The sequence below is a fragment of the Paraburkholderia sp. DHOC27 genome (assembly GCF_003429005.1).
GTDB lineage: Bacteria > Pseudomonadota > Gammaproteobacteria > Burkholderiales > Burkholderiaceae > Paraburkholderia.
Window position 1 is genome coordinate 731,841 of record NZ_QVQV01000003.1, and the last position, 17,356, is coordinate 749,196.

Genomic DNA, 17,356 nt, shown 5'->3' on the forward strand with positions numbered 1-17,356 from the left:
CCGTTCGGCCAGTTGCCGGATCGAAGCGGACCTGCCACGCTATACGCCATCAACGAACCCCTTCATGCAGATACACATTTGATGAATACGGAACTCTTTCTGGTTGGTATCGACGGCGGCGGCACCGGCACGCGTGTGGTGCTGGGCGATGCCGAAGGACGCGAACTGGCCCAGGCAGCGAGCGGCCCCTCGGGCCTGGGTCTTGGCATCGAGCGCGCCTGGCAGGCCATTCAGGCGGGGTGTGAGCAAGCATTCAGCCGTGCGGGCGTCGCACTTGACTGGTCGCGCTGCGTAATGGGCTGCGGGCTGGCGGGCGTCAACAATCCCGACTGGCTGGCCGCATTTCAGGCGCAGGCGCCGAAACTGGCGGGCCTTGCCATCGAAAGTGACGCCTATACCACCTTGCTCGGGGCGCATGGTGGTGGCCACGGCGTGATCGTCGCGCTCGGCACGGGCAGTGTTGCCGCTGTGCTCGACGGTGGAGATGAATGGCGCCTCGCCAGTGGCTACGGATTTCCTTCCGGCGACGAGGCGAGCGGCGCCTGGCTCGGCTTGCGGTTAATCGTGCATGCGCAGCAGGCGCTCGACGGCCGTGTGCCTTTCGACGATCTGGCCCAGGCGCTGCTTGACCGGGTAGACGCGCGGGATCGCGACAGTCTGGTCGTCTGGCTGTGCGCCGCCAACCAGACCGCCTACGCAAGCCTCGCGCCGCTGGTGTTCGAACACAGCAACCACCCGCACGCGGCGCATCTGCTGAGTGCGGCCGGCATTGAGATCGGCAAGATCATTGCTGCGCTCGATCCCGCCGGGGCCTTGCCTATCGCGCTATGCGGCGGATTGGGCGTGCCGCTGAGCAAGTATGTGCCGCAGCAATACCAGGCAAGATTGCGCGCGCCGCTGGCCGACTCCGCGCACGGTGCGTTGCATCTGGCGCAAAGGGAAGCAGCGCGGATGGCGGCCAGTTCAGCGCGATAAAAGCAACAAGCCGCGCCGCAACCTGCCGCCAGAACACGTATCGCTACTGCCGACGCCATCTGTCACGGCTGAAGCGCCAAGCAACGATAAAATACGTGCTTTGACGTTCCCGGCTGCTCAAACCATGTACAAAGTTATCGCCACCGATCTCGACGGCACCCTGCTCAACGGCGACCATCAGGTCGATCCGTTCACCGTCGCGACGGTGCGCCAGCTGGAGGCGCAAGGGCTGCATTTCATCATCGCGACGGGGCGCCACTATCGCGACGTGGCAGGTATTCGGGACCTGCTCGGCATCCGTCCGTACCTGATCACGTCGAATGGCGCGCGCATTCACGCCCCTGGCGATGCAATGATCTTCGCTGACAATCTGCCGCCTGCCGCCGTGCATCGCCTCGTGCATCCCGAAATCATCGGCACGCACGGGCGCGTGATCGTCAATCTGTTTGCCGACCAGCAATGGCTGATCGACCGCGACGCACCAGAACTGTTGCGTCTCCATCAGGATTCCGGTTTCACTTATGAAGTGACCGATCTGAAGCAGCACGACGGCAACGGTATCGCAAAGACGCTGTACATCGGCGAGCCGGCCGACCTTGCCGAGATTGCAGCCAATCTGCAACGCGAATTTGGCGACGCGCTTTACGTCACCTATTCGCTGCCGGATTGCCTCGAAGTGATGACGTCGAATGTATCCAAAGGACGCGCGCTGAAGCAGGTACTCGAGCGTCTAGGCGTGGACGCGTCACGCTGCGTCGCGTTTGGCGACAACATGAACGACATCGATCTGCTGGAAACCGCAGGCCATCCATTCATGATGAACAACGCGAATCCCGACCTCGTGGCTCGCTTGCCAGGCGTCACGCGCATTGGCAACAACTTCGAAGCGGGTGTGGCGCACCATCTGCGCAAGCTGTTCGCGCTGGATGGCGAACTGGCGTCTTGAATGGAGCGCAGCGGGGAAGGGGGAGTGGAAAGTGGCTAGCGGGCCAACCACTGATACTCGTCCGTGATGACACTGGACGAGTATCAGGGTGCCTGGACCGCTGCGCCGCCAGTATTTACAGTCGCGGCGTAGCGCTGATCAAGGCTTTATCAATTACCCGTGCCAACCTTGGCCGCGATGATCGTCCCGGTGATCGTAGCCTCCGTGGCGATCACCATGATCCCAGCCACGGTGATCCTGGCCATAGTAACCGCGGTCCCAACCCGGGTGAGCGTAGTAGACCGGTTGGGCGTAGGCCGGCTCAGGTGCCACATACACAGGGGCGGGCACGCCGAGCGACAAGCCGACGCTCAGATCCGTATGGGCTTGCGCGACGCCACATGCGCCGGCGGCGAGACCTGCTGCTACAAGCAAATGAGTGACGATGCGTTTCATGTTGACTCTCCTGGTGCCATCCTGCGCGGTTATCTGAACCTGTGGCGCCGAACGCTCACTTTGTTCTCACGCTGGATGGTTGCTGTTGAGGACGTGTTGTCCCACGCCTTCAATCTACGCGTCGCGGCGCGCCGGAGTGCGACCAGATGTTACGGTCTGCAAGCATCAATGTTGCAGATAGCTGCGTCGCCAATCGCCATTCAGACGGGATGAAATCGAGGCCGTTTTCGTTGGATCGCCCGCCGCATGGCCGTTTTCGGGCCATTGTGCAGAGCGGAAAAGCGCGTCTCTAAGGGCGCGATCGCCGCTGCAAAAGAGGACGTGGTAAGCGTCCCTTACATCTGTGTTAGCTATTTAATGTGCCGCGCTGGCGGCGGCGTCGGGTAAGGACGCACAGGGGCAATCGGCGGAGCGGTCATTCAGACCCTCGTGGTCGTGCACGAACGTCACGCGCGGCGAACTGCCCTGCCAATCCAGCTTCACCACGTAAATACTGTCGAAATCGTCGCTATGCCATTTGGGGACGTCGGCGGCGTTGCCGCCGTGGGCGGCCACCATCTGCCGCACCAGCTTCTCGATCTCCTTGTGTTCCCACGCAATGACGACGAGCTTGTGGTGATACGCGGGGTCGACGAGCGCGCTGCCGAGTTGATCGATCTGCGCGAATCCGTACGGCGTCTGCACTGGCAGCTGAAACTGAATAGCCGTTGGCTCGATGGTCGCTAACGGCCGCACATAGTAATAAGGATGGCCACCGTCGTTCTTTTGCTGGCCAGGATCGGGCGCGAAGATCACATCGGGCTTGCCGAATTTGGCTGCAATCACCGCCGGCAACGCGAGCGAGCGGTTGAGGCCCTTGCAGTCCAATTGCCCGAGACCCTCGGCCGGTTTCTCGCCGTGCCGAACGAATATCAGCGTTTCGGTGATGTTGTCGGCCGCATGGGCGACCAACGGTGCGAGGGCGCCGACGCAGCATGAGGCGAGCGCGAGCACAACGCGTTGAAGGAGTCTGCGGGAACCATTCATCGGGAGATCCCTTCGGGCCGTATGAGAGTCGGACGATTCTAGCAGTGAGGGCGCCGATTCCAGTGCGCCGGGGGGAGCCGGTCGTGGAGACGTCTGGAGAGACTTCGCGCCGGCTACCCGGTGGCGCAAACTGACCGCGCATGCGCCAGCCAGACCCGCACCGATGAAACACGCGTTTTAAATGCAAAAACGGGCGCCGTCGCGCCCGTTTAAAACACTATCGCTCTTGCGAGATCAAGCGTCGGACATTGCCGCTGCCAAACTCTTGCGACGATCGGTCGAGACGATCGGGTACAGGAAGCCTGCGATCACCGCGCCGATGATCGGTGCAACCCAGAACAACCACAGTTGATCGACCGCTGCACCGCCGACGAACAGCGCCGGACCCGTCGAGCGTGCCGGATTTACCGAAGTATTCGTTACCGGAATCGAGATGAGGTGAATCAGCGTGAGGCACAGGCCGATGGCGATGGGTGCGAAGCCTGCCGGTGCGCGCTTGTCAGTGGCGCCGAGAATCACGAACAGGAAGAAGCCGGTCATGACCACTTCGCAGATGAATGCGGCTGCCAGCGTGTAGTGGCCCGGTGAGCGGTCGCCGTAACCGTTGCTGGCAAAGCCGCTGGCGACGAGGTCGAAGCCCGGCTTGCCGCTCGCGATCAGCGAAAGCACGAAGGCGCCGAGAATCGCGCCGATGACCTGAGCGACGATGTACGGCACCAGATCGCGGGCCGGGAAGCGGCCGGCAACCGTCAGGCCGACGCTGACCGCCGGGTTCAGATGGCAGCCGGAAATGTGGCCGATGGCATAGGCCATGGTCAGCACAGTAAGGCCGAACGCGAACGACACGCCGACGAAACCAATGCCCAACCCATGAACCGGGCCGGCGAAGTTGGCGGCGAGGACGGCGCTGCCGCAACCCCCGAGGACGAGCCAGAAAGTGCCGAACAACTCGGCAACGAGGCGTTTAGACAGCTGCATGATACGTAATCCTAAAAAATTAACTTGATTGAAGCAGGCAACGGAGATTCGGATGCATACCTTCAAACGCGAGATTCTAGGGAAGTCGGATCGAATTGAGTGTGAAGAATTGTCAATCTTCGGATCTGGCGGCCGGATTATTTCGCGATAAAGCGCGGGTCATTTAACAATCCAACAACCATTAATAAAATTATCAGACGATACCTTGCATATGCGGGTATTAATGGCCATTGCGAAATTCGCTAATTGCAGCTAGTCTCCGAGGCAATACGTTCTACAAAAAGGGAGAACCATATGTCGCAATATGCTGAACTCAAGGCGCAAATCGCCAGATTGCAGGCGCAAGCCGATGAAGCGAGACGCACTGAACTCGGTAATGTGATCGAGGACATTCGCAACAAGATCGCTGAATACGGACTGACCGCCCAGGACCTGGGCTTTGCCGCCGCCGCGCGCCGGGGCCGGCCGCCCAAGAAGGCGCCGCTGCCGCCGAAGTATCAGGATCCGAAATCGGGCAATACATGGAGTGGCCGCGGCAAGCCGCCCAATTGGATTGCCGGTAAGAACCGTGATCGCTTTTTGATCGATCAGGCTTAGTTGTTCAGTAGATTATCAGGGTGAAAGCTTTCTGAAGGTCGCTGCGCATGGCAACTGAATCTGCTGCGTAACTCATCTCCGATTTGTGCCGCCTTTACGCCAATCACGGCAGAAAAAAAGCCACCTGTGACAGGTGGCTTTTTTTGAAGATTGCTACTAACTCCGTGCAATTCCGCTCGCGCAAACGATTCACATTGCAAACCTGTTCGGAATTGGCCTGTCTTAAGACCAATCCGAAAAGTGACGCGAAAAGTGGCGTTTGCGCATTTCAGGCTTAGCCGACTGCGACTTGACGCAGCATCGGACGGCGTTCAGCTTCAATTAGCGCGGTGTAGCCATCCACGTAGTTTTGCGCCATCGTCTTTGCGCTGAAGCGGCGTTCGAACTGGGCGCGGATTTCCGTACGCGAAAGCTGATCGAGCTTCTGCAGCGCGGCGACTGCACCCTGCACGTCTTCCACCACGTAGCCCGTCACGCCGTGGTCGATCACCTCCGGCACTGAGCCGCGGTTGAACGCGATCACCGGCGTGCCGCACGCCATCGACTCGATCATCACGAGGCCGAACGGCTCCGACCAGTCGATCGGGAACAGCAGCGCCTTCGCGCCCGAGAGGAACTCCGGCTTCTGCGCCTCGTTGATCTCGCCCACGAACTCCACGTGCGCCATCGACAGCAGCGGTTCGATCTCGGCCTTGAAGTAGTCCATGTCGACCTTGTCCACCTTGGCGGCGATCTTCAGCGGCAGACCGCTTTGCGCAGCGATCTTGATAGCTGTATCGACGCGTTTTTCCGGACAGATGCGGCCGAGGAACGCCAGATACTCAGGCTTCTTGTGCGTCTGCGGCGTCAGCAATTGCTCCGGCAGACCGTGATAGATCGTGTTGAGCCAGTTGGCCTGCTTCAGCGGCAGCCGTTGCGAGTCGGAGATCGACACGACCGGCGCCTGCGAGAAGGCGTCGAACACCGGTTGCAGTTCCGGCAGGTCCAGACGGCCGTGCAGCGTCGTCACGAACGGCGTATCGAGCGTCGAGAACAGCGGGAACGGCAGATAGTCGAGGTGGAAATGCAGCACGTCGAACTCATGCGCCACACGGCGCACGCGTTCCATCAACAGCACGTGGGGCGCCATCCAGTCGCGCACCGTCGGGTCCAGACGCAGGGCGCGCGGCCAGGCCGCCTCGAGCGTGGCGGACGTCACCGAATCGCCGCTCGCAAACAGCGTGACATCGTGGCCCAGATCGACCAGCGCTTCAGTCAGGTAGGACACCACGCGCTCAGTGCCGCCATAAAACTTCGGCGGAACAGCTTCATAAAGCGGGGCAATTTGTGCGATTCGCATGCGTACTCTCCTTGTTCATAGAGGCTTCGCACGACGGCGCTCGGTAGAGCGAGGGGCGAATGCCTGGCGGACGGTCGGGCGCGGTAGGCCGCCGCCCGGGAGGCAACCCGAAAAGCTCATCGGGTTATCCCTTAAGGCCATTATCGGGATCGGCGAGCCTAATTCGAGTCATTTTTCAAACGCTTAATGTTGTTACAGCGCGAAACATGCTGCGTTACAACCGGCAAAAACCGGCGAAATCGCCGTCCCAGCAAGCACTACAGCTTCACTTTCAAACACCTCACGACCTGCACAGGGCACTTCAACGACGTCTGGCTGGCCCCAAAAACACCTTCAAAAAACTGTCACAAAGAGAAGGATGTTGCGGCGGCGAGAAACGCTCTATAATCGCCAGAACCGCTTACGGTGCAAAAAAAGTCTCAATCCTTCGCACCGTTCACAGGTCAAACGACCACTCTCACGGCTTACATCTCACTTTCACCCGCCATTTTGTAGGAAAAACTCCTACACGATTAATGGATTAATCCGGCGCGCAAGCAGGGTGTCTGTCCGATTTCCCTTCCCTTTTGCATTCGACACAATGCTGCCAAGACCATAAACGGGCCGTTCGTGCGGTATGTAGGGCGCGCGCTCGAGCAAACGTTTCCGCAAACGGCCTGACCAGCCAGATCGACATCGGGGGAATCATGAGCACCACAAGTGACATGCTCAATGAGATAAGAGAAGTCAACCTGTCTTACCTCCTGCTCGCCCAGCGCCTGCTACGCGAGGACAAGCCGATGGGCATGTTCCGCATGGGCATCTCCGACCAGCTCGCCGACGTCATTGCCAATCTTTCCCTGGCGCAGACCGTCAAACTGGCTGCGTCCAGCCAGGTGCTTTGCCGTTTCCGCTTCGACGACCACGCGGTCCTGACCACGCTCGCGGACAAGGGCAAGAACAGCGCGATCGCCCAGGCACACTCCGCGATCCTGATGGCGAGCCAACCCGTCGAACAGGTCGGCTAACGCCCGCTTGCGCAGACAGGAACACCGACCCGTATCAGCAAGATCAGTACCCGGGGAATCCGAGCGGATGGCAACGAAGAGCGTAGTGCTCGAAGTCAGGGAGATCACCCTGGCTATCGAGCTGATTGAACTTGGCGCGCGTTTGCAGTTGCTCGAGGCCGAGACCAGCCTCTCGCGCGACCGACTCATCAGGCTTTACAAGGAACTGAAGGGCGTGTCGCCGCCCAAGGGCATGCTGCCGTTTTCGACGGACTGGTTCATGACCTGGCAACCGAACTTCCACTCGTCCCTGTTTTACAACATCTACCGCTTCATGGCGGATCACGGCGGCTGCGCGACGATCCAGTCCATCATCAAGAGCTACCGGCTCTATCAGGAACACGTGCAGTTACATGCCGACGAGCCCGTGCTGAGCCTGACCCGCGCATGGACACTGGTACGCTTCTTCGACTCCGGCATGCTGCAGATGACGCCCTGTTGCCGCTGCGGCGGTCATTTCGTGGCGCACGCGCACGACCCGCAGCGCGGCTTTGTGTGCGGCTTGTGCCAGCCGCCGTCGCGCGCCGGTAAGACGCGGAAAGTCGCCGAAGCCAAACTGCGCGCGAGCCAGCTCGACGCGCTCGCCGTTTAGGACGCGGCGCGCCAGCGCCCGTCCCGTCCACCAGAAGGCCCGGGCCCCGGCGGCCCAGCGACCACATGGCCCAGCGCCACGGTGGCCACGCCCGGCGCCCCCGTGCCGAAGCCCGCCCGGCGCCGTGAACCCGTGTTTACACCGGGCCACCGAGAAGCTATTCCACCAAAGTTTTCTCCTTCCTTGCCGTAAACCAGTTTAACGACGGTCTCCGTCGCTTCCTTGTGAGGGCTCGGCCGTGCTGATTTTTGTTGGAACACTCGTGACTCTGTTGTGCGTCTTTGGCGGTTACGCCATGGAAGGCGGGCACTTGGGCGCGCTGATGCAGCCAGTCGAACTGCTGATGATTGGCGGTGCCGGCGTGGGCGCGTTCGTCCTCGGTAACGGGATGAAGACCATCAAGTCGACGCTGGCCGTGCTGCCTACCCTGTTCAAGGGCTCCAAGTACAACAAGGATGTCTATATGGAGCTGATGGCGCTCCTCTACGTCCTGCTGGCGAAAGCGCGCAAGGAAGGCACGCTGACGCTCGAAGCCGATATCGACGATCCGTCGAAGAGCCCGATCTTCACGCAGTACCCGAAGATCCTGGCCGACCATCACATCATCGAATTCCTCACCGACTATCTGCGCCTGATGGTGGGCGGCAACATGAATGCGTTCGAGATCGAAAGCCTGATGGACGAGGAAATCGAAACGCATCACACGGAAGGTGAAGCGCCGGCGCACGCGCTGGCCAAGGTTGGCGATGCCATGCCGGCGTTCGGGATCGTCGCAGCGGTGATGGGCGTGGTGCATACGATGGCCTCCGCCGACAAGCCGCCCGCGGTGCTCGGCGAGATGATCGCCCAGGCGCTGGTCGGCACCTTCCTCGGCATTCTGCTTTCGTACGGGCTGATCGGGCCGCTCTCGAGCGTCGCAGAACAGCGCGTCGCCGAGTCGACCAAGATGTTCCAGTGCATCAAGGTGACGATCCTCGCGAGCCTGAATGGCTACGCGCCGGCCATCGCGGTCGAATTCGGCCGCAAGGTGCTCTTCTCGACCGAACGTCCGTCGTTCGCCGAGCTGGAAGAGCACGTGCGCCGCGTGAAAGCCAAGTAAGCGCGCGCCAGGAGACAGTTTTCCATGAGCAAGGACAAAGACCGCGCGATTGTCGTCAAGCGTGCCGCGCCGAAGAAGGCGGGGCATCACGGCGGCGCGTGGAAGCTCGCCTACGCGGACTTCATGACCGCGATGATGGCGTTCTTCCTGCTGATGTGGCTGCTGAGTTCGGCCACCACGGTGCAGTTGCGCGGCATTGCCGACTACTTCAACCAGCCGCTGAAGATCACGCTGTGGGGCGGCGACCGCAGTGCCGAAGATTCGAGCGTCATGAAGGGCGGCGGCCGCGACGTCACCACGGATGCCCAGGGCATCACGCGCCAGAGCGAGGGCACGATGACGCGCGCCCAGCGCACTGCCGCGAAAAACGACGAAGAAGCCGTCAAGCAGATGCAGGGCGAGCTGGAACGGCGCGAGCAGGTTCGCCTGCACGACCTGCAGGTCAAGCTGATGGCCGCGATCGAAGCGAACCCGGTGCTGCGCCAGTTCAAGCAACAGATTCGCATTGATTCGACGCTCACGGGGCTGCGCATCGAAATCGTCGATTCGCAAAAGCGGCCGATGTTCGCGACCGCCCGCGACGTGGTCGAGCCGTACATGCGCGACATCCTGCGCGAAATCGGCCACACGCTGAACGACGTGCCGAACCGCATCATCGTGCAGGGCCACACCGACGCCGTGCAGTACGCCGGTGGCGAGAAGGGCTATAGCAACTGGGAACTGTCGGCGGATCGTGCGAACGCGTCGCGTCGCGAACTGATCGCGGGCGGCATGGATGAATCGAAGGTGATGCGCGTGATCGGTCTGGCGTCGACGCAGAACCTGAACAAGGCCGACCCGCTCGATCCGGAGAACCGGCGCATCAGCATCATCGTCATGAACAAGAAGTCGGAGGAGGCGTTGATGCACGACGACTCGACCACCACGACCTTGTCCGACGACGCAGCGGGCTCGGCCCAGCTGCAAAAAATCACGCAGCCGGCAACGGTTGCTCCAGCAGCGCCCAACGTGGCGCCGAAGTAAAAGTAGCGTTTCGTTGGACCGGTGCCGCCGCAGTGACGGCGCACCTTCCGGCGATTCATTGTGAGCGCAGCGAGGGTTTCAATGATCAGGCACATTCTGGCAGTCGACGATTCGGCAGCGATGCGGGAGATCCTTTCCGCCACGCTGACGACAGCCGGCTATGAGGTGACGGTCGCGGCCGACGGCAACGAAGGTCTGGAAAACGCGCTGGCGGTGCCGTTCGACCTGGTGTTGACGGACCAGCACATGCCGGGCAAGACCGGCCTCGATCTGATTGCCGCCCTGCGCGGCAATCCGGCCTATCAGGTGACGCCGATCCTCGTCCTCACGACGGAATCCGGCGAGCCGTTCAAGGCAGCGGCACGGGCCGTGGGGGCGACAGGCTGGATCGAAAAGCCGCTCGACCCCGACATGCTGACCGAGCTGGTCGCGGTGCTGGCCGAGTCGAACCCATCCTGAGCTCATCCACCATTCATACAAGCGGCACGGCAGCCCAAGCCTAGACAGGACCTCTCGCGGTGACCCAGGCATGACACTCGACATCACTCAGTTCTATCAGACGTTCTTCGATGAAGCGGACGAGTTGCTCGCGCAGATGGAGCAACTGCTGCTCAATCTGGACATTGGCCATCCCGATCCGGAAGACCTCGCGGCCATTTTTCGCGCCGCGCATTCGATCAAGGGCGGCGCAGCCACGTTCGGCTTTACCGCGCTGACCGAAACCACTCACATTCTCGAATCGCTGCTCGACCGCGCGCGCAATAACGAACTCGTGCTGCGCAAGGACATGATCGACACGTTCCTCGAAACCAAGGACGTGCTGTCGGGTCAGTTGACGGACTATCGCGCGAGCGCCGAGCCGGATGCGGCGGTGGCGGCCGCGATCTGCGCGAAGCTCGAACGGCTTTCGGCGGAGAACCGCCCTGGTGCAGCAGCGCCGGCAGCGGCCCCGGCCGCACCGGCCGCAGCCGCTGTGGTTTCGCAAGACGGACGGGCACCAGAGCACGTTGTTGAACAGGCAGTACAGGCGGCCGGTGAACTGGCAGGCGGGACCTCGGCACAGACCGGCTCAGCCGGCACAGAAGCCGGGGAAAGCGGCCCGCATCTAAAAATTACGCTACGGGGAGTAGGTGAGAAGGACCAGGCACTGCTGGCCGAAGAGCTCGGCAACCTGGGGCATATCGTCGGACAGGTCAAGTCAGGCGGCGACCTGACGCTGTGGTTGCAGACCGATGTTACGTCCGACGACATCATCGCCGTGTGCTGTTTCGTGATCGACGACAGTCAGATCACGATCGGCCGCGGCACGGCACCGGCCGAGGAATCGGAGCAAGGCGAACCTGGAGCGCCAACTGCTGCGGAATCCTCACCGGCGCCTGCAATGGCACCAGCAGCGGCGTCGGCAAGTGCGCCGGCGCCGCGGCATGGCTTGTTTGAGGCGCCTGACCAACCGACGGCGCCCGTGGCCGCGCCGGCTGCGGCTGCACCCGCACCGGCGCCCGTCACGACGAATACGGCAACGCCCGCAGCCGCCAGCAGTTCGGGCGCTGCGGCAGCGGCCAATACGGAGACCGACCGCAAGGCGCGTCCCGCAGCGGCAGCCGCCGCCGAAGGCAGTTCGATTCGGGTGGGCGTGGAGAAGGTCGATCAGTTGATCAACCTGGTGGGCGAACTGGTGATCACCCAGGCCATGCTGGCCGAGACCACCAGCGCGTTCGACCCGGCGCTGCACGACCGGCTCTTCAACGGCATGGCGCAACTGGAGCGCAATGCCCGCGATCTGCAGGAAGCGGTGATGTCGATCCGCATGATGCCGATGGATTACGTGTTCAGCCGGTTCCCGCGTCTCGTGCGCGATCTGGCGGCGAAACTCGGCAAGGAAGTCGAACTTGTCACCTTCGGTCAGGCAACCGAGCTCGACAAGAGCCTGATCGAGCGGATCATCGACCCGTTGACCCACCTCGTGCGCAACAGTCTGGATCACGGCATCGAAACGGTGGAAGCACGCCGCGCGGCGGGCAAGGATTCGACCGGTCAACTGGTGCTCTCGGCAGCCCATCACGGCGGCAACATCGTGATCGAAGTGAGCGACGACGGCGCCGGTTTGCGCCGCGACAAGATTCTCGCCAAGGCCGCCAAGCAAGGCATGCAGGTCAGCGACAGCATGACCGACGAAGAAGTGTGGAACCTGATTTTCCTGCCCGGCTTCTCGACCGCCGAGCAGGTGACGGACGTCTCGGGCCGTGGCGTGGGCATGGATGTGGTGAAGCGCAACATCCAGTCGATGGGCGGTCACGTTGAAATCACCTCGCACGCCGGCAAGGGCAGCACCACGCGCATCGTGTTGCCGCTCACGCTGGCGATTCTCGATGGCATGTCGGTGAAAGTGGGCAGCGAGATTTTCATCCTGCCGCTGAACTTCGTGATGGAGTCGCTGCAGCCGCAAGCCGAGGACATCTACACCGTGGCTGCCGGCGAACGCGTGGTGCGCGTGCGCGGCGAATATCTGCCGCTCGTCGCGCTGCACGAAGTGTTCTCCGTCACCGACGCCAAGTCCGACCCGACGCAAGGCATCGTCACCATCATGCAGACCGAAGGACGGCGCTTCGCGATGCTGATCGACGAACTGGTCGGCCAGCAACAGGTGGTGGTGAAAAACCTCGAGACCAATTACCGCAAGGTGCACGGCATTTCCGCCGCGACCATTCTCGGCGACGGCAGTGTGGCGCTGATCGTGGATGTCGCCGCACTGAACCGCGAAACGCGGGCCGCGCACGGCGCCATGGCGCTCGCGTAAGCCCTTTGCTTATTACTTAACTCATTTCATCCCAACCGTTTGGGGGCTAACGTGGCAGAAGTCCAATCCATCAATTCGAGCGTGGCAAACGCGAGCGGTACGAATGGCCGCCGCGACGCGCAGTCGGCCGACGCCGGCGGCCAGGAGTTCCTCGTCTTCACGCTCGGCGCGGAAGAGTACGGCATCGACATTCTCAAGGTGCAGGAGATTCGCGGTTACGACAACGTCACGCGCATCGCCAACGCGCCCGAGTTCATCAAAGGCGTGATCAATCTGCGCGGCATCATCGTGCCGATCGTGGACATGCGCATCAAGTTTCGTCTTGGCCGCGTCGACTACGACCATCAAACCGTCGTGATCATTCTGAACGTCGCGCATCGCGTGGTGGGCATGGTGGTGGACGGCGTGTCGGACGTGCTGACGCTCGCCACCGACCAGATCATGCCGGCGCCGGAATTCGGCGCCACGCTGACCACCGAGTACCTGACGGGGCTCGGCACGGTGGATGGCCGAATGCTGATTCTGATGGACATCGAAAAGTTGATGACCAGCCGCGAAATGGCGCTGATCGAGACGATCGGCGGCTAAGCGAAGCAACGTACCCGCGATGGAACAACAGGGAGCATCAAGATGCTAAGAAGGTGGTCGATACGTACGACGTTGACCGTGATCGGGATTGGCCTGGCGGCGCTGACCATCGTAGTGAGCGCGCTGGGACTCAGCGCGCTGAGCCGCGCGAGCGGCGCGCTCGAGAGTATCGCCAGTGGCGATCTGGTGGCCATCCATGCGCTGGACGACGCCTCCGGCTACCTGTTGCGCTCGCGCATTGCGGTGGACCGCTACAACACGCTCGTCGCCGCCGGCAACATGGACGAGGCGAAGAGCGTGCTGGACCGCGCGCAGGATCTGCTGAAACAGGGCAACGACAACTGGCAGACCTATCTGGATGCGCCCAAGGCAGGCGTCGACCAAACCTTGCTGGACGACCTGAACGCGCGCCGCGCCACCGTGATGCACGATGGCGTCGAACCGGAATTCGCCGCGCTGCGCGCCAACGATCAGGCCGCCTTCCACGCGATTGCCGATACGAAGATCAGCCCGCTGTTCATTGCCTATGACGCATCGGCGTCGGCGCTCGTGAAGGCCTTGCAGCAACGCGTGCTCGACGAACAGACCGCCGCGGAAACCAACGTCGCGATGATGACGATCCTGATCGTCGCCGTCTCGGTGTTCGCGCTGGTGCTGGCCGTGGCGGTGCGGTTCGCCTTGCGCGGCCTGATCGTGCGGCCGCTGGAAGACGCCACGGAGTGCTTCGAACGCATCGCCGCCGGCGATCTCACGCAGCCCGTGAGCGTGTTCGGCAGCAATGAGATCAGCCGGCTTTTCACTGGCATCAAACGGATGCAGGAAAGCCTCGCTGCGATGGTGACGGCGGTGCACACCAGCACGGAATCCATTGATACCGGCGCGCGCGAAATTTCGATGGGCAACACCGATCTGTCGCAGCGTACCGAGCAGCAGGCCGCCTCGCTTCAGCAGACGGCATCGAGCATGGAACAGCTCACCGGCACCGTGCGGCAGAATGCCGAAAACGCACGCCAGGCGAGCCAGCTTGCCGTGAACGCGTCGGATATCGCCACGCGCGGCGGCGACGTAGTGGGCCAGGTCGTTCACACGATGCAGGACATCGCCACCAGCTCGAACAAGGTGGTCGACATCATCGGCGTGATTGAAGGCATTGCTTTCCAGACCAACATCCTTGCGCTGAACGCGGCCGTCGAAGCAGCGCGTGCCGGTGAGCAGGGCCGCGGTTTCGCCGTGGTGGCCGGCGAAGTGCGCAGCCTCGCTCAGCGTAGCGCCAGCGCGGCAAAGGAAATCAAGGAACTGATCGGCGATTCGGTCGACAAGGTGCAAAGCGGTTCGGTACTGGTGGGTCGCGCGGGTACGACGATGGAAGAAATCGTCCAGGCCGTGCGCCGCGTGACGGACATCATGGGCGAGATCAGCGCGGCATCCGAGGAACAGTCCACGGGCATCGAGCAGGTCAACCGCGCCGTCGTGCAGATGGACGAAGTCACGCAACAGAACGCGGCACTGGTCGAAGAAGCGGCGGCTGCGGCGGCTTCGCTGGAAGAACAGACGCGGCAGTTGCAGTCGGTGGTGGGCGACTGGCGTGTGCAGGGTGCGCAACGCGCAGCGGCACGCACGGTTGCGGTCACGCGTAGCGCGGCGGCTGTGCGTGCGCCGGTCGTCACGGCGGCGCAAGCGGCGGCCCAAGCGTCGGTGGCGAGCGCACCGCTCTCCGCAACGTCAGCGGGAACCGCGAGCAGCGCGAAACAGGACGCACCGCGCGCGGCAGCAGCGACGCGCACCGAACCGGCACTCCGGCCGAAGAGCAGCGCCAGCGCAGGCACCGAACCCGCCGGCAATTCCGCCGCGCGTGCCACGGCAAGCGCGGGCGGCTCGGACGCGGACTGGGAAACGTTCTAGGAAATGGCGTAGCAACATGCAGGCTTTCGGCACCGCGCCGCAGGATGGGCGCTTCAGATTCGACGACGCTCGTGCATGGAGCGGGCGGGCGGTCGCCGGTCAGTCGGGCAGTCAGTCGAGCAGTGAAGCCAGCAGCCAGGCAGGCATTGAACCAGACCATTGCGTGGGCAGGCGCGATCCCGCAATGGACATTTTTCGTTCCGCAGTGAGCCCGGTTGGCAGACGCGGAGACGCTTTGTCTCACAGGCAGGAAACTTGATGATGGCAACGCGCGCACAGCAGCAACCCGACAGGTCAGAGCCGGCGAAACCCGGCGAGCAGGGCCGCGACTTCGAATTCACCTCGGCGGATTTCGGCCGCATTCGCGATCTCATCCATCGCGGCGCCGGTATTTCGCTGTCGGATCACAAGCGCGACATGGCGTATAGCCGGCTCGCGCGACGTCTGCGCGCACGCGGCCTCGACAGTTTCCGGCAGTATCTGGATCTGCTGGAATCGGAAAACGATCCGGCCGAGTGGGAGGCGTTCACCAATGCGCTCACCACCAACCTGACCGCGTTTTTCCGCGAGGCCCATCATTTTCCGCTGCTGGCCGACTTCGCCAAGCAGCGTCAGCAGCCGCTGGCCGTGTGGTGCTCGGCGGCGTCGACCGGCGAAGAACCGTATTCGATTGCGATGACGCTGATCGAAGCGCTCGGCGAAAGCGCGGCGCGCCAGACCACGGTGCTCGCCACCGACATCGACACGCAGGTGCTCGCCAAGGCCGAAGCTGGCATGTACCAGTTCGATCAGGTGAAGCATCTGTCGCCGGAACGCCTGAAGCGCTTCTTCTTCAAGGGCACGGGCGCGCATGCGGGCATGGTCAAGGTGCGGCCCGAACTGCGCGCGATGATCCGTTTCCAGCAACTGAATCTGACTGATCGCGATTACGGCTTGCGCAACCAGTTCGACGCGATTTTCTGCCGCAACGTGATGATCTATTTCGACAAGCCGACCCAGGCGCAGGTGCTGGCGCGCTTCGAACCGTTGATGAAAACCGGCGGCCTGCTGTTTGCCGGTCACTCGGAAAACTTCACCTATGTCACGCAGGCATTCCGTCTGCGCGGCCAGACCGTGTATGAACTGACGCGCGACGCTGGAGCCGCGCGCAGCCCGCAACGCAGCCACGCACACGCGGCGCACGCATCGACTGACGGGGTGAGCGTATGAGCAGCACGCTACCAATCGCCACCAATCTGTACTTCGACAATCACTTCAATCGCCCCGGCGTGAAGCTGTTGCCGAACGAGTTCTATACGACTCACGAGGACATGGTGCTCGTCACCGTGCTCGGATCGTGTGTGGCGGCCTGCATTCAGGACCGCACCGCGGGCATTGGCGGCATGAACCACTTCATGTTGCCCGACGACGGCGCGGATGTCGGCCAGGCCGCGTCGGATTCGATGCGCTACGGCGCCTACGCGATGGAAGTGCTGATCAACGAACTGATCAAGGCCGGCGGGCGCCGCGAGCGTTTCGAAGCCAAGGTGTTCGGTGGTGCCGCAGTGTTGGCGGGCATGACCACCATGAACATCGGCGATCGCAATTCGGAGTTCGTGCGCCGCTATCTGGCGCTCGAAAAAATCCGCATCACGGCCGAGGATCTGCAAGGCAGCCATCCACGTAAAGTGGCGTTCATGCCGCATACCGGTCAGGTGATGGTGAAGAAGCTGCGGCTGCAACAGGAGTCCGGCGTGGCCGAGCGCGAGCAGGCCCTCGCGCGGCAAAGCGCCGAGGCGCGCGCCGAGCGGCTTGCCCAGGCGCGCAAGCGGGTCGAACTGTTTGCCTCGCCCGCTGGCTCTGCCGGGGCGGCTGGGTCGACTTCCGCCGCCGCCCGGCCGCGCGTCGAACTGTTCGGCGGCGGTACCGGCACCGCCGCCGGCACCGGTGCCGCCAAGCCGCGTATCGAACTGTTTGGTGCCAGCCCGCGCCCGCTTAATTCAAACAACGCCAGAACTGCTGAGGAGGCGTGAG

At 62.4% G+C, this 17,356-nt stretch carries 17 protein-coding genes; 13 read left to right on the forward strand and 4 right to left on the reverse strand.

Translation table 11 applies throughout. The features are described 5' to 3' along the window. Positions 1-81: 81 nt before the first annotated feature. Together D0B32_RS15290 and D0B32_RS15295 are read left to right on the forward strand one after the other, a co-directional pair. Positions 82-975: a BadF/BadG/BcrA/BcrD ATPase family protein gene (locus D0B32_RS15290; protein WP_117334781.1), complete on the forward strand. Its 894-nt coding sequence runs from the start codon at positions 82-84 to the stop codon at positions 973-975. A 124-nt stretch (positions 976-1,099) separates the two neighbouring features. Next, positions 1,100-1,921: a Cof-type HAD-IIB family hydrolase gene (locus D0B32_RS15295; RefSeq protein ID WP_117334782.1), complete on the forward strand. Its 822-nt coding sequence runs from the start codon at positions 1,100-1,102 to the stop codon at positions 1,919-1,921. Positions 1,922-2,074: 153 nt separating this feature from the next. On the opposite strand, the gene D0B32_RS15300 is transcribed toward D0B32_RS15295, so the two are convergent. From D0B32_RS15300 to aqpZ, 3 genes are all read right to left on the reverse strand, one after another. Then, positions 2,075-2,356 (reverse strand): PXPV repeat protein, encoded by a 282-nt coding sequence (locus tag D0B32_RS15300; protein WP_117334783.1) that lies wholly within the window; start codon positions 2,354-2,356, stop codon positions 2,075-2,077. A 354-nt stretch (positions 2,357-2,710) separates the two neighbouring features. Then, on the reverse strand, positions 2,711-3,382 hold the full coding sequence (locus tag D0B32_RS15305; RefSeq protein ID WP_117334784.1) for a histidine phosphatase family protein: 672 nt from the start codon (positions 3,380-3,382) through the stop codon (positions 2,711-2,713). A gap of 234 nt (positions 3,383-3,616) precedes the next feature. Then, positions 3,617-4,360, reverse strand: coding sequence for an aquaporin Z (gene aqpZ, locus D0B32_RS15310; RefSeq protein ID WP_117334785.1), 744 nt, complete (start codon positions 4,358-4,360; stop codon positions 3,617-3,619). 294 nt (positions 4,361-4,654) lie between these two features. On the opposite strand from aqpZ, the gene D0B32_RS15315 reads away from it, so the two are divergent. Then, positions 4,655-4,957: an H-NS histone family protein gene (locus D0B32_RS15315; protein ID WP_117334786.1), complete on the forward strand. Its 303-nt coding sequence runs from the start codon at positions 4,655-4,657 to the stop codon at positions 4,955-4,957. A gap of 274 nt (positions 4,958-5,231) precedes the next feature. Here the strand turns inward: D0B32_RS15315 and D0B32_RS15320 are convergent, their stop codons facing one another. Next, a complete protein-coding gene (locus tag D0B32_RS15320) occupies positions 5,232-6,296 on the reverse strand; it encodes a glycosyltransferase family 4 protein (RefSeq protein ID WP_117334787.1) in 1,065 nt (354 codons plus the stop codon). Between the two features lie 686 nt (positions 6,297-6,982). On the opposite strand from D0B32_RS15320, the gene flhD reads away from it, so the two are divergent. The 10 genes from flhD to cheD all read left to right on the forward strand — a co-directional run bounded on the left by flhD (position 6,983) and on the right by cheD (position 17,355). After that, a complete protein-coding gene (flhD, locus tag D0B32_RS15325; protein ID WP_259295010.1) occupies positions 6,983-7,303 on the forward strand; it encodes a flagellar transcriptional regulator FlhD in 321 nt (106 codons plus the stop codon). 67 nt (positions 7,304-7,370) lie between these two features. Further along, the gene (gene flhC, locus D0B32_RS15330; protein ID WP_117334789.1) at positions 7,371-7,934 is read left to right on the forward strand and encodes a flagellar transcriptional regulator FlhC; all 564 of its coding nucleotides are present in this window, start codon (positions 7,371-7,373) and stop codon (positions 7,932-7,934) included. Between the two features lie 238 nt (positions 7,935-8,172). Continuing rightward, positions 8,173-9,033: a flagellar motor stator protein MotA gene (motA, locus tag D0B32_RS15335; protein WP_117334790.1), complete on the forward strand. Its 861-nt coding sequence runs from the start codon at positions 8,173-8,175 to the stop codon at positions 9,031-9,033. 24 nt (positions 9,034-9,057) lie between these two features. Continuing rightward, on the forward strand, positions 9,058-10,056 hold the full coding sequence (motB, locus tag D0B32_RS15340) for a flagellar motor protein MotB (protein ID WP_117334791.1): 999 nt from the start codon (positions 9,058-9,060) through the stop codon (positions 10,054-10,056). An 81-nt stretch (positions 10,057-10,137) separates the two neighbouring features. Next, on the forward strand, positions 10,138-10,515 hold the full coding sequence (locus D0B32_RS15345) for a response regulator (protein WP_117334792.1): 378 nt from the start codon (positions 10,138-10,140) through the stop codon (positions 10,513-10,515). A 70-nt stretch (positions 10,516-10,585) separates the two neighbouring features. After that, positions 10,586-12,853 carry a chemotaxis protein CheA gene (cheA, locus tag D0B32_RS15350; RefSeq protein WP_117334793.1) on the forward strand — a complete coding sequence of 756 codons (2,268 nt, stop codon included), beginning with the start codon at positions 10,586-10,588 and terminating at the stop codon, positions 12,851-12,853. Positions 12,854-12,904: 51 nt separating this feature from the next. Continuing rightward, positions 12,905-13,441 carry a chemotaxis protein CheW gene (locus D0B32_RS15355; protein ID WP_117334794.1) on the forward strand — a complete coding sequence of 179 codons (537 nt, stop codon included), beginning with the start codon at positions 12,905-12,907 and terminating at the stop codon, positions 13,439-13,441. 42 nt (positions 13,442-13,483) lie between these two features. Beyond that, the gene (locus D0B32_RS15360) at positions 13,484-15,343 is read left to right on the forward strand and encodes a methyl-accepting chemotaxis protein (protein ID WP_117334795.1); all 1,860 of its coding nucleotides are present in this window, start codon (positions 13,484-13,486) and stop codon (positions 15,341-15,343) included. Positions 15,344-15,601: 258 nt separating this feature from the next. Continuing rightward, on the forward strand, positions 15,602-16,552 hold the full coding sequence (locus tag D0B32_RS15370) for a CheR family methyltransferase (RefSeq protein WP_117334797.1): 951 nt from the start codon (positions 15,602-15,604) through the stop codon (positions 16,550-16,552). Beyond that, positions 16,549-17,355, forward strand: coding sequence for a chemoreceptor glutamine deamidase CheD (gene cheD, locus D0B32_RS15375; RefSeq protein ID WP_117334798.1), 807 nt, complete (start codon positions 16,549-16,551; stop codon positions 17,353-17,355). The genes D0B32_RS15370 and cheD overlap by 4 nt, the downstream gene beginning before the upstream one ends. The last annotated feature ends 1 nt before the right edge of the window (position 17,356 follow it).

Coding starts and splice junctions, on each gene's coding strand:
- D0B32_RS15305 (WP_117334784.1), bottom strand. CDS start 3,382: ATGAATGGTTCCCGCAGACTCCTTCAACGCGTTGTGCTCGCGCTCGCC.
- D0B32_RS15345 (WP_117334792.1), top strand. CDS start 10,138: ATGATCAGGCACATTCTGGCAGTCGACGATTCGGCAGCGATGCGGGAG.
- cheD (WP_117334798.1), top strand. CDS start 16,549: ATGAGCAGCACGCTACCAATCGCCACCAATCTGTACTTCGACAATCAC.
- D0B32_RS15360 (WP_117334795.1), top strand. CDS start 13,484: ATGCTAAGAAGGTGGTCGATACGTACGACGTTGACCGTGATCGGGATT.
- flhC (WP_117334789.1), top strand. CDS start 7,371: ATGGCAACGAAGAGCGTAGTGCTCGAAGTCAGGGAGATCACCCTGGCT.
- flhD (WP_259295010.1), top strand. CDS start 6,983: ATGAGCACCACAAGTGACATGCTCAATGAGATAAGAGAAGTCAACCTG.
- motB (WP_117334791.1), top strand. CDS start 9,058: ATGAGCAAGGACAAAGACCGCGCGATTGTCGTCAAGCGTGCCGCGCCG.
- D0B32_RS15315 (WP_117334786.1), top strand. CDS start 4,655: ATGTCGCAATATGCTGAACTCAAGGCGCAAATCGCCAGATTGCAGGCG.
- D0B32_RS15290 (WP_117334781.1), top strand. CDS start 82: ATGAATACGGAACTCTTTCTGGTTGGTATCGACGGCGGCGGCACCGGC.
- aqpZ (WP_117334785.1), bottom strand. CDS start 4,360: ATGCAGCTGTCTAAACGCCTCGTTGCCGAGTTGTTCGGCACTTTCTGG.
- D0B32_RS15320 (WP_117334787.1), bottom strand. CDS start 6,296: ATGCGAATCGCACAAATTGCCCCGCTTTATGAAGCTGTTCCGCCGAAG.
- D0B32_RS15295 (WP_117334782.1), top strand. CDS start 1,100: ATGTACAAAGTTATCGCCACCGATCTCGACGGCACCCTGCTCAACGGC.
- D0B32_RS15370 (WP_117334797.1), top strand. CDS start 15,602: ATGATGGCAACGCGCGCACAGCAGCAACCCGACAGGTCAGAGCCGGCG.
- D0B32_RS15300 (WP_117334783.1), bottom strand. CDS start 2,356: ATGAAACGCATCGTCACTCATTTGCTTGTAGCAGCAGGTCTCGCCGCC.
- cheA (WP_117334793.1), top strand. CDS start 10,586: ATGACACTCGACATCACTCAGTTCTATCAGACGTTCTTCGATGAAGCG.